Below are 15,288 nucleotides of genomic sequence, written 5' to 3'. Positions count from 1 at the left end.
ATGCAAATCCTCAAGGTAATCTCGCTGCTGCTGGATTATCCGACCGAGGCCTTGCAGGGAGGCCGCGACGAACTCGTCGCGGCTATCTCCGCCGCCCGGGAAATCAGCCCGCAACAGCGCGCCGCGCTGCTGCAGCTGCTGGATACGCTGGCCGCTAGCGATCTGATGGATATCCAGGAGCGTTACAGCGAGCTGTTCGACAAGGGCCGTTCGTTGTCGCTGCTGATGTTCGAGCACGTGCATGGCGAATCGCGTGATCGCGGTCAGGCCATGGTCGACCTGATGGCGCAGTACGAGGACGCCGGCTTTGCCATTGGCGTGCGCGAGCTGCCCGACTACATCCCGCTGTACCTGGAGTACCTGGCCACCCGCGAGGACCTCGAGGCGCGCGAAGGCCTGGCCGATGTCGAGCATCTGCTGGCGTTGCTGGCGGCACGTCTGCAAGAGCGTGAAAGCCCCTATGCGGGCTGTTTCACAGCACTGCTGCAGATTGCCGGCTGCGAGCCGCAGCAGGCCGTGGCCGAGCTGCTCGAGCAGGTGGCCGGCGAGACGCGCGACGACTCGCTGGAAGCGCTGGACAAGATCTGGGAAGAAGAGGCCGTGGACTTCCTCCAGGCCGAGCAGCAGGACCGCTGCCCCAGCCAGACCACCCTGCCGGGCAAGGCCCGCGAGGAAGTGCCGGTGCCGCTGCACTGGGTCGATTTCAAGCATGACGGCCAGGCCACCGAGCTGGCCCAGGAGGTGCGCAATGTCTAACCTGAACCTACTCGCCTTTGGCGCGTATCCCTACATCGCCCTGGCTATCTGCGTGATTGGCAGCTGGGCGCGTTTCGACCTGTCGCAGTACACCTGGAAAGCCGGCTCCAGCCAGATTTTCAACCGTACGGCCGCTGAACAGCGCTACATGCGCATTGCCAGCAACCTGTTCCACGTCGGCATCCTCGCTGTGCTGGGTGGCCACTTCGTGGGCCTGCTGACACCGCATGCGGTTTACCATCACGTGATCAGCACCGAGCACAAGCAACTGGTGGCCATGGCGGTCGGCGGCTTCTTCGGCCTGATGTGCCTGGTCGGCCTGCTCATGCTGATCAAGCGTCGACTGACCGATGACCGGGTGCGGGCCAACTCCAACCCCTCGGACGTGCTGATCCTGCTGGTGCTGCTGGTGCAGCTGCTGCTGGGCCTGGGCACCATTGTCGCTTCCACCCATCACATGGATGGTTCGGTGATGGTCATGCTGGCCGACTGGGCGCAATACACCGTTACCCTGCAGCCGCTCAAGGCCGCCGCGGCCATCGAGCCGGTCAGCCTGGTGTACAAGCTGCACGTGTTCCTCGGCCTGACCCTGTTCGTGCTGTTCCCCTTCACCCGTCTGGTGCACATTGTCAGCGCGCCGGTCTGGTACCTGGGGCGTCGTTACCAGATCGTCCGTCAGCGCGGTTGATCCACGCGTCCTCGCCCGCGCCCGCCACAGGTCGGCACGGGCGAGGACACGAGACAGATTCATGACACGTCGCCCAGGCGGCGTGAGGAGTTAAACATGGCTTGTGGTTGTGGTGGTGGCAATGGCGGCGGTTGCTCGGGTGAGCAGAACGACAGCGGGGTCATTCAGCAGGCGGTTGCCGAGGAAGTGCGCGCAGCAGCGGTGGAATTCGTTGATGCAGCGCCCGAGCTGATTGCCAGCAGTGAGCAGGAGTGGCCACGCATCAAGGTCAACGGCGTGGCATTGGAGGCGGAAAGTATTGCCCGCGAGTTGCAATACCATCCCGCACCGAATCGCCAGGAAGCAGTGTTCCTGGCCTGCCAGGCGCTGGTTATTCGCGAACTGTTGCAGCAGCGTATCCAGGCGCTTGGCCTGCAGGTCACGCCACACGCCGGCGAGCCGGCCGAAGAAGCGGCCATTCGTGCCCTGATTGAGTGCGAAGTGCCGCTGCCGGTGGCCGATGAGGCGGCCTGCCAACAGTTTTTCGAGCGCAACCGGCAGCGTTATGCCAGTGCTCCGCTGCTGGCGGCGCGGCATATCCTGCTGGCCTGTCCGGCGGATGATGCCGACGAGCGCGATGCGATGCGCGCCCAGGCCGAACAACTGGTCAGTCAGTTACAGCAGCCTGGCGCAGATTTTGCTGCCTTGGCCATGGCCCACTCGGCCTGCCCGTCCAAGGCGCAGGGCGGCGCCCTCGGGCAGATCAGCAAGGGGCAGACGGTCCCCGAGTTCGAGCGGCAGTTGTTCCGCCTGCCGCTGGGACTGGCCAGCCAGCCGCTGGAAAGCCGCTACGGCTTCCATGTGGTATGGGTCGACCAGCGTATCGAAGGCCAGCTGTTGCCCTACGAGGCGGTGGAGGGCAGCATCCGTGCCGAGCTCAACCAGCGTGTCTGGCAGGTGGCGGTGGCCCAGTACCTCAAGGGGCTGGTGGGCGAAGCGGATATCCAGGGCATCATTCTCGACGGCGCCGAGTCGCCGTTGGTGCAATAAGACACTGGAGCGCGTGCCATGGTGTGTGGCGCGCTTCGGCGAATAGGGAGCCGGTATGACCACGCAATTGCAGGATGGCTTTGGCCGCAGCATCGACTACCTGCGTATGTCGGTGACCGACCGTTGCGATTTCCGCTGTGTGTATTGCATGGCCGAGGACATGACCTTTCTGCCGCGCCAACAGGTGCTTGGCTTGGAAGAGCTGTATCGCCTGGCGGCACTGTTCGTGCGCAACGGCGTGAAGAAGATTCGCCTGACCGGCGGCGAGCCACTGGTACGCCAGGGCATCGTCGGGCTGTGTGAAAAGATTGCTGCGCTACCCGGGCTGCGTGAGCTGGTGATGACCAGCAATGGCTCGCAACTGGGCAAGCTGGCCCGGCCGCTGGCCGATGCCGGGGTACGCCGGATGAACATCAGCCTGGATAGCCTGCAGGATGACAAGTTCCGCGCGATTACCCGTACCGGCGAGTTGTCACAGGTGTTGGCCGGCATCGAGGCAGCGCGCCAGGCCGGTTTTGCGCGCATCAAGCTGAATACCGTGGTGATGCAGGGGCGCAATGCCGACGAGGTGGTCGACCTGGTCGACTATGCGGTCAGTCGCGGCCTGGACATCAGCTTCATCGAAGAAATGCCGCTGGGCGAGGTGGGCCGCTCACGCGGTGAAAGCTTCTGTTCCAGCGACCAGGTACGTGCGCTTATCGGCGCGCGTTACACACTGCTCGACAGCCCCGAGCAGAGTGGCGGGCCGGCCCGCTATGTACGCCTCAAGGAGTTCCCGGACAGTCGCATCGGCTTTATTTCGCCGCACAGCCACAATTTCTGCAGCACCTGCAATCGGGTGCGGTTGACGGTGGAGGGGCGGTTGCTGTTGTGCCTGGGGCATGAGAACTCCATTGATCTGCGTGCCTTGCTGCGTCGTTACCCGGAAACTGACCAACCCCTGCTCGACGCTATCCGCGCCGGGCTCAACCGCAAGCCGCTGCGCCACGAGTTCAGCAGCAACGGTGATGTTCAGATCCTGCGCTTCATGAACGCCAGCGGCGGCTGAAGCGCCCCGTTTACCTCCCATTGGCCTGGCCTTTCAGGCCATCGCGCCACGCGCCGTTTCCAACCCGGTGTGTGGCGTTTTTTTTGTGCGCTCCCAAAAATTGTGCTGCCGCGCACAGGTTGGCTTTTTTTTGCGTGGCGCCCTTCAGGGGCGCAGCCGCGACTGCCGCGGGTTTGCCGCCGACTCGGCGACTGGCAGCGCGGGAGCTGTGTGGCACGGCTTGACGCTGGTCAATTTTTTTCAGGGATTTACGCCTAGAGTACACAGCATCTTGTGTTTATCTGGTGATAAACAAACATCATGTTGTGTTCAGGAGGCTTTGTATGATCATCCCGGGGCAGGCGGCACGGAACGGAACTCTGCGCAAGCGCGATGGCAGTCAGGTGCCGTTTGCCGCGGAAAAGATCACTCGGGCGCTGGTGGCTGCCGGGCGAGCTACCGGCGAGTACCCTGCTGAACAGGGTGAGGCCCTGTGCCAGGCCGTGTTGCTGCGCCTGCCGGCGGACGAGTTGGAGGTTGAGCAGGTGCAGGACGTGGTCGAGCGCGTGCTGATGGAGGCGGGCTATTACGCCACGGCACGCGCCTACATCGTCTACCGCGAACAACATGGTCGGCGCCGTCGTGATCGCAAGGCACTGGTGGATGTCGCGGCATCGATGAACGAATACCTGTCGCGCAAGGATTGGCGCGTGCGCGCCAATGCCAACCAGGGCTATTCGCTGGGTGGGCTGATCCTCAACGTCGCCGGCAAGGTCACCGCCAACTACTGGCTCGACGAGGTGTACAGCCCGGCGATTGGTGCCGCGCACCGTGAAGGCGACCTGCACATCCATGACCTCGACATGCTGGCCGGCTATTGCGCCGGCTGGTCGTTGCGCACGCTGCTCAACGAAGGCTTCAATGGTATCAGCGGACGTATCGAGGCCGGTCCGCCCAGGCACCTGAGCAGCGCCCTGGGGCAGATGGTCAATTTCCTCGGTACCTTGCAGAACGAGTGGGCGGGCGCCCAGGCGTTCAGTTCCTTCGATACCTACCTGGCACCTTTCGTACGCAAGGACCAGTTGCGCTACCCCGAGGTGCGCCAGGCCATCCAGGAGTTCATCTACAACCTCAACGTGCCGTCGCGCTGGGGGACCCAGACGCCCTTTACCAACCTGACGTTCGACTGGGTGTGTCCGCAGGACCTGCGTGAGCAGATTCCCTACATTGGCGGCGAGGAAATGCCCTTTGCCTATGGCGAGCTGCAGGCCGAGATGGCGCTGATCAACCGTGCCTACATCGATGTGATGATGGCTGGCGATGGCCTGGGCCGAGTGTTTACCTTCCCCATCCCGACCTACAACATCACCCATGATTTTCCCTGGGACAGCGACAATGCGACGCGGTTGTTCGACATGACCGCGCGCTATGGCCTGCCGTACTTCCAGAACTTCCTCAACTCGGATATGCAACCCAACCAGGTGCGCTCGATGTGCTGCCGCCTGCAACTGGACGTACGCGAGCTGCTCAAGCGTGGTGGTGGCCTGTTCGGCTCGGCGGAGCAGACCGGCTCGCTGGGCGTGGTGACGATCAACTGCGCGCGCCTGGGCTATCTGTTCCGCGGCGACGAGGTAGGCCTGTATCAACAGCTCGACTTGTTGCTGGAACTGGCCTACGAGAGCCTGGAGGTCAAGCGCAAGGTCATCCAGCAGCACATGGACAATGGCCTGTATCCCTACACCAAGCGCTACCTGGGCACGCTACGCAATCACTTCTCCACCATCGGCGTGAACGGCCTGCACGAGATGGTGCGCAACTTCACCGCGGATCGTGAAGGCATGCACAGCGAGGCCGGCCGGCACATGGCCTTGCGCCTGCTCGACCACGTGCGTGCGCGCCTGGTGCAGTTTCAGGAGGACAGTGGGCACCTGTACAACCTCGAAGCCACGCCGGCGGAAGGCACCACCTATCGCTTTGCCAAGGAAGACCGTCAGCGCTACCCGCAGATTCTCCAGGCTGGCAGTGCCGAGGCGCCTTACTACACCAACTCCTCGCAACTGCCCGTGGGCTTCACCGACGATCCCTTCGAGGCTCTGCAGCTGCAGGATGAGCTGCAATGCAAATACACCGGCGGCACTGTGTTGCACCTGTACATGGCCGAGCGGATTTCCTCGGCCGAGGCCTGCAAGCAGCTGGTGCGCACCGCGCTGAGTCGCTTCCGCCTGCCGTACCTGACCATTACGCCGACCTTCTCCATCTGCCCGGTACACGGTTATCTGGCCGGCGAGCATGAGTTCTGTCCGAAGTGCGACGAAGCCCTGCTGCTCAAGCAGCAGGCGCGTTGCAGCAGCTGCGCCTGATCTTCAACCCCCGCAAACCACAAGGAGCTACACCATGTCTGCATCCATCCAATTGCCGGAAAGCCAACGTCAGCGTTGCGAGGTCTGGACCCGCGTGATGGGCTATCACCGTCCGGTGGCCGCCTTCAATCCCGGCAAGCAGTCCGAGCACCGCGAGCGCCAGCACTTCTGCGAGCCCAAGTAACCGCGATGACCTGACGCCCCGGCCCGCCTGTGGCGGCTGGGGCGTTGCCCTGTGTGCAAGGATGAATGTCGATGAGCGCTTCTCCCTCGGCCACGCTGCCGCGTGCGCAGCGGGCCTGCAGCCTGCGGATCGGTGGCTTGCAGGCGATGACCACGCTGGACTATCCCGACCACCTGGCCTGCGTGCTGTTCTGCCAGGGCTGTGCCTGGCGTTGCCGCTATTGCCATAACCCCGAACTGATTGCCCCGCGCAGTGACAGCGAGCTGGACTGGCAACAGGTACGCCAGTTCCTGCGACGTCGTCAGGGTTTGCTGCAGGCCGTGGTGTTCAGTGGTGGCGAAGCCACCCTGCAGCCAGGGCTGGCCGCGGCCATGGGCGAAGTGCGCGAACTGGGTTTCAAGGTGGGCCTGCACAGCGCCGGCATCAAGCCAGCGGCGCTGGCCGAGGTATTGCCGCTGTGCGACTGGGTGGGCTTCGATGTCAAGGCGCAGGCCGCGCACAGCGAGCAGATCACCCTGGTCGCCGGCAGTGGGCAGGCCAATTGGCAGAGCCTGGCATTGCTGCTACGCAGCGGCGTGGCCCATGAATGCCGCACCACCGTGCATTGGCAGTTGACCAGCCCTGCGCAGTTGCTGGCGCTGGCCCGTCAGCTGCATCAGGCGGGCGTGCAGGATTACGTGGTGCAACTGGCGCGCGCCGGGCAGCTGCTTGACCGGCAACTGCCCGCCAGCCGCGCGCCCGGCCCGCTGGATGAACTCTGGCAGGAGCTGCAGGCGCTGTTTCCGCGCTTCGTGCTGCGTGAATGATGCCGCGCTAAAGGGTCTTGCCCAGGCGATTGGCCAGCAGCGTGGCAAGCACAATCAGCGCGGCCACTATAGCCAGTGGCAGGCTGCCGAAACGCAGGTAGGGGGTGTGGCCCTGCATGGCCTGCACTTCCCCATAGAGGATGGCCGCCTCGAACGGCGGAATGCGCGACTGGATGCGCCCCTGCGGATCAATCAGCACGCTGATCCCGTTGTTGGTGGCGCGGATCATCCAGCGGCCGGCTTCCAGAGCGCGCATCTGGGCCATCTGCAGGTGCTGCACGGGGCCGATGGAGCGGCCGAACCAGGTGTCGTTGCTGATCGTCAGCAGCAGGTCGCTGTCACGCGCCAGTTCGGCGGCAAATTCCGGATAGACCGCTTCGTAACAGATGTAGCTGGCAAGGCGCAGCCCCTTGGCCTGCAGCAGCGGCTGCTGTGCCGGGCCGCGGGCGAAGTCGGACATCGGCAGATCGAAGAAGGCAATCAGCCCGCGCAGCAGGTCCTGCAGGGGTACGTATTCACCGAACGGCACCAGCTTCTGCTTGAGGTAGGTGCCCTGGCCTTCGCCCAGCACGGTGATGGCGTTGTAGAAGCGCCGTTCGCCCGCCGCGTTGACCTGGCGCAGCGGCACGCCGGTGATCAGCGCTGCCTGGCGGTCGCTGGCGATACGCGCCATCACCGCCAGGTAGCCTTCGGCGTATTCCTTGAGTACCGGTACGGCGGTTTCCGGCCAGACAATCAGCTCGGCCGGGGGGCTGGCCAAAGTCATGTCGCGGTACAGGGCCAGTTGCGCCTCCAGGGCGTCCGGGTCCCACTTGAGGTTCTGCTCGACATTGCCCTGAATGGCCGCTACGCGCAGCGGCTCGCCCTTGGCATGGGTCCAGGCATGCTCGTTGAGCGCCTGGGCGAGCAACCAGGGGCCGAGCAACAGACTCAGGCCGCTGGCCAACGCCAGGTGCTGGCGACGCAGTTGCAGCAGGTTGCACAACAGGGCGGCCGTCAGCGCCAGGACGAATGACAGCAGCCACACCCCGCCGAGCGGCGCCAGGCCGCGCAGCGGGCCATCCAGCTGGCTGTAGCCGGCGTAGAGCCAGGGGAAGCCGGTGAGGAACCAGCCGCGGAAAGCCTCTTGAGCCAGCCACAGCGCGGCAAAGGCCAGCGCTTCAGCCACGCCTGGTCGCGGGCGGCGCAGGTAGCGTGCCCACAACCAGGCGGGCAGGGCGAAGAACAGCGCCACGGCCGCACAGAACGCCAGGGTCAGGCCGCCGGCCAGCAGTGGTGAAGCCGCCCCGTAGTCATGGATACTCACGTAGATCCAGCCGCTGCCAGCTAGGTACAGAGCCACGCCGTAGCACCAGCCACGCAGTGCCGCCTGGCGTGGCGTCAGTTCGCGCAAGCCCAGATAGAACAGGGCAATGCTCAGCAGCGCCAGGGGCCAGATGGCAAAGGGCGCCAGGGCCAGCGGGGTCAGCGCGCCGGCGCCCAGGGCGATCAGGTGGCCGGGCCAGCCGGCGCGGGTAATCCAGTGCATGGGAATCCTTGTCATGCCACGCGCGCCGCGCGCTGTATCACTTGTCCAGCGCGGTGACGCGCAACAGGTGGATACGCCGGCTGTCGGCATTCAGCACGCGAATGCGGAACTCGCCGATCTCGGTGGTTTCGTTGCGCTTGGGCAGGTGGCCAAAGCTGTTCATCACCAGTCCGCCGAGGGTATCGAAGTCTTCGGTGGAGAACTGGCTGTGGAAATACTCGTTGAACTGCTCCACCGGGGTCAGTGCCTTGACGATGAAGTCGCCGCTGGGCAGTGGCTTGATGAAGCTGTCTTCCTCGACGTCGTGCTCATCCTCGATTTCCCCGACGATTTGCTCGAGCACGTCCTCGATGGTCACCAGGCCGGCCACGCCGCCGTATTCGTCGATGACCACGGCCATGTGGTTGCGGTTGGCGCGGAACTCACGCAGCAGCACGTTGAGGCGCTTGGACTCGGGGACGAAGGTGGCCGGGCGCAGCAGTTCGCGCAGATTGAACGGTTGGTCGGGGGCTTGCAGCACCAGCGGCAGCAGGTCTTTGGCGAGCAGGATGCCGAGTACCTCGTCCTGACTTTCGCCGATCACCGGGTAGCGCGAGTGGGCGGCGTCGAGAATCGCCGGGAGAAACTCGCGCGGGCTCTGGCAGGCCTTGATGCTGACCATTTGCGAACGCGGCACCATGATGTCGCGAACCTGCAGGTCGGCGACCTGGATGGCACCTTCGACGATCGACAGGGCTTCGCTGTCGATCAGTTTGTTGCGTTGCGCTTCACGGAGCAGTTCCAGCAGCTCTTCACGGCTGCGCGGCTCATGGGCAAACGCCTGGGTGATTTTCTCCAGCCAGGACCTTTGCCCGCTGCTCGATCGATCTTCGCTCATGATGCTTGCTCGTCACTCTCAGGTTGATCATCCCGATAAGGGTCGGGAAAGCCCAATTCAGCCAATAGCTGGCGTTCCAGTGCTTCCATTTCCTCGGCTTCGTCATCGTCGATATGGTCGAAGCCGAGCAGATGCAGGCAGCCGTGGATAACCAGGTGCGCCCAGTGGGCTTCCAGGGCCTTGCCCTGTTCGGCCGCCTCGCGCTCGACCACCGGCACGCAAATCACCAGATCGCCGAGCAGCGGAATGTCGAGGATGCCCTCGGGCACCTCGGCGGGGAAGGACAGCACGTTGGTCGGGTAGTCCTTGCCGCGCCACTGCAGGTTGAGTGCCTGGCCCTCGGCCTGGTCGACCAGACGGATGGTCAGCTCGGAATCGGCACTGCGCGGTTGCAGGCCTGCCGCCACCCAGCGCTGAAACTGCGCCTCGCTGGGCACGCTGCCCGGGTAGGCGTGCTGCACGTCCAGCTCGATCATGCCGGGCGCTCCGTGCTGTGCTGCGCCTGCCGGGCGTCGAAACGGTCGTAGGCCTCGACAATGCGCTGCACCAGCGGATGACGGACCACGTCCTTGGACTGGAAGTGGGTGAAGCCAATGCCGGGGACGTCCTGCAGTACTTCCATGACATGCTTGAGGCCGCTCTTGGTGCCGCGCGGCAGGTCGATCTGGGTGATGTCGCCGGTGATCACCGCGGTCGAGCCAAAACCGATGCGGGTGAGGAACATCTTCATCTGCTCGGTGGTGGTGTTCTGCGACTCGTCGAGGATGATGTAGCTGTTGTTCAGGGTGCGTCCGCGCATGTAGGCCAGCGGGGCGACTTCGATGACCTGGCGCTCGATGAGCTTGGCCACCTGCTCGAAGCCGAGCATTTCATACAGGGCGTCGTACAGCGGGCGCAGGTAGGGGTCGATCTTCTGCGACAGGTCGCCGGGCAGGAAGCCGAGCTTCTCGCCGGCTTCGACGGCCGGGCGTACCAGCAGGATGCGGCGGATCTGCTCGCGTTCCAGGGCGTCCACCGCGCAGGCTACCGCCAGGTAGGTCTTGCCCGTGCCGGCCGGGCCGATGCCGAAGTTGATGTCGTGTTCGAGGATCGACTTGACGTAACGCTGCTGGTTGGCGCCGCGTGGGCGGATCATGCCCTTGCGGGTTTTCAGGGCGATGCTCGGGTCGGCCTTGTCTTCGGCCAGATCGGCCAGCGCGGATTCCTGCAGGTACAGATGAATCAGCTCGGGACTCAGCTCGGTGGCCTGGGTTTCCCGGTACAGGCGCTGGATGAGTTGCTGGCAAGCCTGGGCGCGCACGCTGTCGCCAAGGATTTCAAACTGGTTGCCACGGTTGCGGATCTGCAGCGCCATGCGCTGTTCGATCAGCCGCAGATGCTCATCCAGCTGGCCGCAGAGGTTGGCGAAGCGCTGGGCTTCGAAGGGTTCCAGGGTAAAGCGCAGAGGTTCGGTCGAGGCGTTCAAGGTCTTCGGCTGGCCGCCAGTCGGCAGGAAAGGTGGCATGCAGGATAACCGCGCCAGCCGGTGGACGAAAGCACCGGCTGGCACAGGATAGGTTTCAGGCGGTTAGCAGGGTGCCACGCAGCGAGTGGGGCAGGGCGTCGTCGATGCGTACCTCGACGAACTGGCCAATCAGTGCCGGGTTGTTGCAGGGGAAGTTGACGATGCGGTTGTTTTCCGTACGCCCCTGCAGCTTGCCCGGGTCTTTCTTCGAGTAGTCGCTGACCAGGATGCGTTGCACGCTGCCGACCATGCGTCGGCTGTTCTCGAAGCCCAGCTGGGCAATGCGCGTCTGCAGAATCGACAGGCGCTGCTTCTTCACGTCTTCCGGGGTGTCGTCGACCAGGTCGGCGGCCGGGGTGCCGGGGCGCGCGCTGTAGATGAAGGAGTAGGAGAAGTCGAAGCCGACGTCCTCGATCAGCTTCATGGTCTGCTCGAAGTCCTTGTCGGTCTCGCCGGGGAAACCGACGATGAAATCGGTGCTGAGCAGGATGTCCGGCACCGCCGCCTTGAGCTTGCGGATGCGCGACTTGTATTCCAGCGCGGTGTGGTTGCGCTTCATGGCCGCGAGGATACGGTCCGAGCCGGACTGCACCGGCAGGTGCAGGTATTTCACCAGCTTGGGAATGTCGGCATGCGCCTGGATGATCGCGTCGGAGAACTCCAGCGGATGGCTGGTGGTGTAGCGGATGCGCTCGATACCGTCGATCTCGGCTACCGCGTAGAGCAGCTCGGCGAAGTCGGCGATATGGCCGTCCGGAGTCGGGCCGCGGTAGCCATTGACGTTCTGCCCGAGCAGAGTGACTTCCTTGACGCCCTTGTCGGCCAGCTGGCTGATTTCCAGCAGCACGTCGGCCAGCGGCCGGCTGACTTCCTCGCCGCGGGTGTAGGGCACCACGCAGAAGGTGCAGTACTTGCTGCAGCCTTCCATGACCGAGACGAAGGCGCTGGGGCCGTCGACGCGGGCTTCGGGCAGGTGATCGAATTTCTCGATTTCGGGGAAGCTGATATCGACCTGCGCGGTTTTCGTGGTGCGCGCCGCGTCGATCATTTCCGGCAGGCGGTGCAAGGTCTGCGGGCCGAACACCACGTCGACATAGGGCGCGCGGTCGCGGATCGCCGCGCCTTCCTGGCTGGCCACGCAGCCACCGACGCCGATCACCAGGTCGGGGTTTTCCAGTTTCAGCTCGCGCCAGCGGCCCAGCTGAGAGAACACCTTGTCCTGGGCCTTCTCGCGGATCGAGCAGGTGTTGAGCAGGATGACATCTGCCTCGGCGGGGTTTTCGGTGACCTCCATGGCCTGCTGATCGCCCAGCAGGTCGACCATGCGCGAGCTGTCGTACTCGTTCATCTGGCAGCCGTGGGTTTCGATGTAAAGCTTCTTGGCCATGGGACTACAGCACCGGGAAATGACGGGGCGCGCATTATAGAAGAGCCGGCCGGCAGGGGGTAGGGCACGGCTGTCGCATGGGCGCAGGCAGGCGGCGGGGCTGTGCTATTCTGCGCGCCCTTCGAAACCTGCGTATTCCAGTCTGACCATGAGCAAGCGTGAGAACCCCATCTTCAAAGTGATCTTCCTCAATCAGGGCCAGGTCTACGAGATGTATGCCAAGCAGATCTATCAGAGCGATCTGTGGGGCTTCCTGGAAGTGGAGGAGTTTGTCTTCGGTGAGCGGACCCAGGTGGTCGTTGACCCCAGCGAGGAGAAACTCAAGGCCCAGTTCGACGGCGTGGTGCGCAGCTTCATCCCCATGCACGCGATCATCCGCATCGATGAAGTAGAACGTCTGGGCACGCCAAAGATCAGCGAGGCGCGTGGTGGTGGCAATGTCATGCCGTTCCCCATGCCGATGCCGGACAAGTGATTGCTTATCTATTTTTAAGATAAGTTATAAGCATATAATCAAATTTAACTGATAAAGCCTGCGCATTACCCTGTGCTCCTGAGGTTTCAGGAGTGCGGCACATGTCTTGGCGAGTTTCTCTGCGTGGTTATACCCCCGGCTTGGCGCTCTGTGCCGTGTTGGCGAGCTTGGCGCACTGGCTGGCGGGGCAACCCTGGGCCCGCGAGGCGGGATTGGGGCTGCTGGCACTGGCCATGCTGCTGGGGCTGTTGCTGGGCAATACCCTCTACCCGCGCTGTGCTGCCCGCGCTGATCCGGGTGTGGCACTGGCCCGCCAGTCGCTGCTGCGCCTGGGCATCGTCCTTTACGGTGTACGCCTGAGCTTGAGCCAGTTACTCGACCTGGGGCCGGCGGTCTGGCTGATCGACCTGTTGGTGGTGCTGTCGACCTTCACCCTGGCCTTGTGGCTGGGCCGGCGCTGGCTGGGCCTGGATCGCCAGACCTGCCTGTTGATCGGTGCCGGTAGCGGCATTTGCGGTGCCGCGGCGATTGTCGCCAGCGAGACCCTGGTGCGCGGCGGGCAGCAGCGCGTAGCGGTGGCCGTGGCCACGGTGGTGGCGTTTGGCAGCCTGGCCATGCTGCTCTATCCACAGTTGTTCGCCTGGCTGGGCGGCGATAGCCAGGCCTTCGGCATCTATATTGGCTCGACCCTGCACGAGGTGGCCCAGGTGGTGGCGGCGGGCAGTGCCATCGATGCGCCGGCGGCGCAACTGGCGGTGCTCAGCAAGATGCTCCGGGTGTTACTGCTGGTGCCCTTCCTGCTGCTGCTGGCCGCCTGGTTGCGACGTGCGCAGTGCCCTGGCGAGGGCGCGGCACGTCTGCCGATTCCCTGGTTTGCCCTGGGTTTCCTGCTGGTGCTGCTGATCCAGGCGCAGTGGCCGTTGGCCCGTGACTGGCAGGCACACCTGGTGGCCCTCGATGACGCCTTGCTGGCCCTGGCCATGGCCGGACTGGGCCTGGCCACACCACTGCGCGCGGTGCTGCAGGCCGGCTGGCGCCCGCTGTGGCTGGGCGGCCTGCTGTTCGTCTGGCTGGTGCTGGGTGGTGCCGCGATCAATGCCTTGCTCCTGCCCTTGTGGCGCTGAGCAGGTATTTACAGGGCCGGGGGGCAGGCGCAGAATCGCCCGCCTTCCCGGTCCCAGGGCATGTTGTCCATGGCAACCTCGACCTTGCGTCTCATTGTGTATTTGCTTGGGCTTTTCTTGCTGGCATTGGCGGCCAGCATGTTGGTGCCGATTCTGGCCATGCTCGGCGAGAGCCAACGGTTGTCGGGGGATCGCCTGGGAGACTATCTCTGGCCTGCGGTGATTACCCTGGTGGCAGGGTTGCTGATGAGTTTGCCCGGACGTCCGCAACATGTGCAGCTGCGGCCTCGCGACATGTACTTGCTGACCGCCTCCAGCTGGCTGGTCGTGTGTCTGTTTGCCGCGTTGCCGATGGTGTTCATTCAGCATATCAGCTACACGGATGCCTTCTTCGAAACCATGTCCGGGATCACCACTACCGGCGCCACGGTGCTGTCCGGCCTGGATGGCGCTTCGCCGGCGCTGCTGATTTGGCGTTCCATGCTGCACTGGCTGGGTGGCATTGGCTTCATCGGTATGGCGGTGGCGATCCTGCCCTTGTTGCGGGTCGGGGGTATGAAGCTGTTCCGTACCGAGTCGTCCGACTGGTCGGAAAAGGTCATGCCACGCTCACATATGGTTGCCAAGTACATCCTCGCGGTTTACCTAGCCTTTACCTTGCTGGGGTTCCTGGCGTTCTGGTGGGCTGGTATGACGCCCTTCGAGGCGATCAACCACGCCATGGCAGCGATTTCCACGGGCGGTTTCTCTACCTCGGACAGCTCGCTGGCACACTGGCCGCAACCGGCTGTGCACTGGGTAGCTGTGGTGTTGATGTTGCTCGGTAGCCTGCCGTTTACCCTGTATGTGGCGTTCCTGCGTGGTAATCGTCGGGCGCTTTGGCGTGACCAGCAGGTACGCGGCCTGCTCGGCTTTCTGTTGTTTACCTGCCTGTTGTTTAGCCTCTGGCTGTGGCAGAACAGCGAGCATGCCTGGTTGGATGCTTTGCGTATCGTCACGCTCAATGTGGTTTCGGTGGTGACTACCACGGGGTTTGCCCTGGGTGACTACACCCTGTGGGGCGACTTTGCCGTACTGATGTTCTTCTACTTGACCTTTGTCGGCGGCTGTTCCGGCTCTACTACCGGTGGCTTGAAAATTTTCCGTTTCCAGGTGGCCTATGTGATGCTCAAGGCCAACCTGCGGCAGATCATTCATCCGCGCGCGGTATTACGTCAGCAGTACAACGGCCACCCGATCGATGAAGAGATCGTCCGTGCGCTGATTACCCTGTCGTTCTTCTTTACCATCACTATTGGGCTGCTGGCTGTGGGACTGACCCTGACGGGCCTGGACTGGGTGACTGCTCTGACTGGCGCTGCCACGGCAGTATGCAACGTGGGGCCCGGGCTGGGGCCGGTGATCGGACCTGCCGGCAACTTTGCCAGCTTGCCGGATAGTGCAAAGTGGATGTTGTCAGCCGGCATGCTATTGGGGCGTTTGGAAATCATCACCATCCTGGTGGTGCTGACTCCGGGATTCTGGCGCGACTGACTGCCGTCAT

General features: G+C 63.7%; 15 protein-coding genes. 10 read left to right on the top strand and 5 right to left on the bottom strand.

The genetic code is table 11. The annotated features are described in order from the left end of the window. From narJ to CFY91_RS03870, 7 genes are all read left to right on the top strand, one after another. Positions 1-756 (top strand): nitrate reductase molybdenum cofactor assembly chaperone, encoded by a 756-nt coding sequence (gene narJ / locus CFY91_RS03900; RefSeq protein ID WP_093985039.1) that lies wholly within the window; start codon positions 1-3, stop codon positions 754-756. Next, entirely contained in the window at positions 749-1,444 is a 696-nt protein-coding gene (gene narI / locus CFY91_RS03895) for a respiratory nitrate reductase subunit gamma (protein ID WP_093985038.1), read from the top strand. Before narJ ends, narI begins: the two co-directional genes overlap by 8 nt. A 96-nt stretch (positions 1,445-1,540) precedes the next feature. Continuing rightward, a complete protein-coding gene (locus CFY91_RS03890) occupies positions 1,541-2,473 on the top strand; it encodes a peptidylprolyl isomerase (RefSeq protein ID WP_093985037.1) in 933 nt (310 codons plus the stop codon). A 55-nt stretch (positions 2,474-2,528) separates the two neighbouring features. Then, positions 2,529-3,521: a GTP 3',8-cyclase MoaA gene (gene moaA / locus CFY91_RS03885; RefSeq protein ID WP_093985036.1), complete on the top strand. Its 993-nt coding sequence runs from the start codon at positions 2,529-2,531 to the stop codon at positions 3,519-3,521. Positions 3,522-3,844: 323 nt separating this feature from the next. Then, positions 3,845-5,860 (top strand): ribonucleoside triphosphate reductase, encoded by a 2,016-nt coding sequence (locus tag CFY91_RS03880; protein ID WP_093985035.1) that lies wholly within the window; start codon positions 3,845-3,847, stop codon positions 5,858-5,860. A gap of 34 nt (positions 5,861-5,894) precedes the next feature. Next, positions 5,895-6,044, top strand: a complete 150-nt coding sequence (nrdD, locus tag CFY91_RS16280; protein WP_093985034.1) for an anaerobic ribonucleoside-triphosphate reductase — start codon at positions 5,895-5,897, stop codon at positions 6,042-6,044. Between the two features lie 71 nt (positions 6,045-6,115). After that, positions 6,116-6,850 (top strand): anaerobic ribonucleoside-triphosphate reductase activating protein, encoded by a 735-nt coding sequence (locus CFY91_RS03870; RefSeq protein WP_229727174.1) that lies wholly within the window; start codon positions 6,116-6,118, stop codon positions 6,848-6,850. Positions 6,851-6,857: 7 nt separating this feature from the next. Here the strand turns inward: CFY91_RS03870 and lnt are convergent, their stop codons facing one another. From lnt to miaB, 5 genes are all read right to left on the bottom strand, one after another. Then, positions 6,858-8,378 carry an apolipoprotein N-acyltransferase gene (gene lnt / locus CFY91_RS03865; RefSeq protein WP_093985032.1) on the bottom strand — a complete coding sequence of 507 codons (1,521 nt, stop codon included), beginning with the start codon at positions 8,376-8,378 and terminating at the stop codon, positions 6,858-6,860. Positions 8,379-8,415: 37 nt separating this feature from the next. After that, on the bottom strand, positions 8,416-9,255 hold the full coding sequence (locus tag CFY91_RS03860) for an HlyC/CorC family transporter (RefSeq protein WP_093985031.1): 840 nt from the start codon (positions 9,253-9,255) through the stop codon (positions 8,416-8,418). Next, positions 9,252-9,731, bottom strand: a complete 480-nt coding sequence (gene ybeY / locus CFY91_RS03855) for an rRNA maturation RNase YbeY (RefSeq protein ID WP_093985030.1) — start codon at positions 9,729-9,731, stop codon at positions 9,252-9,254. The genes CFY91_RS03860 and ybeY overlap by 4 nt, the downstream gene beginning before the upstream one ends. Then, entirely contained in the window at positions 9,728-10,720 is a 993-nt protein-coding gene (locus CFY91_RS03850) for a PhoH family protein (RefSeq protein WP_093985222.1), read from the bottom strand. Before CFY91_RS03850 ends, ybeY begins: the two co-directional genes overlap by 4 nt. Positions 10,721-10,814: 94 nt before the next feature. Next, positions 10,815-12,146, bottom strand: a complete 1,332-nt coding sequence (miaB, locus tag CFY91_RS03845; RefSeq protein WP_093985029.1) for a tRNA (N6-isopentenyl adenosine(37)-C2)-methylthiotransferase MiaB — start codon at positions 12,144-12,146, stop codon at positions 10,815-10,817. A gap of 148 nt (positions 12,147-12,294) precedes the next feature. Between miaB and CFY91_RS03840 the strand changes: the two genes are divergently transcribed. From CFY91_RS03840 to CFY91_RS03830, 3 genes are all read left to right on the top strand, one after another. Then, positions 12,295-12,621, top strand: a complete 327-nt coding sequence (locus CFY91_RS03840; RefSeq protein ID WP_093985028.1) for a DUF1820 family protein — start codon at positions 12,295-12,297, stop codon at positions 12,619-12,621. A gap of 101 nt (positions 12,622-12,722) precedes the next feature. Then, positions 12,723-13,745 (top strand): YeiH family protein, encoded by a 1,023-nt coding sequence (locus CFY91_RS03835; RefSeq protein ID WP_093985027.1) that lies wholly within the window; start codon positions 12,723-12,725, stop codon positions 13,743-13,745. A gap of 69 nt (positions 13,746-13,814) precedes the next feature. Continuing rightward, positions 13,815-15,278, top strand: a complete 1,464-nt coding sequence (locus tag CFY91_RS03830) for a TrkH family potassium uptake protein (RefSeq protein WP_093985221.1) — start codon at positions 13,815-13,817, stop codon at positions 15,276-15,278. Positions 15,279-15,288: the final 10 nt, after the last annotated feature.

The sequence above is a fragment of the Pseudomonas fluvialis genome, assembly GCF_002234375.1.
Lineage (GTDB): Bacteria > Pseudomonadota > Gammaproteobacteria > Pseudomonadales > Pseudomonadaceae > Aquipseudomonas > Aquipseudomonas fluvialis.
The sequence above is the reverse complement of the archived record's forward strand: the minus strand, read 5'-3'. Positions and strand labels throughout refer to the sequence as shown.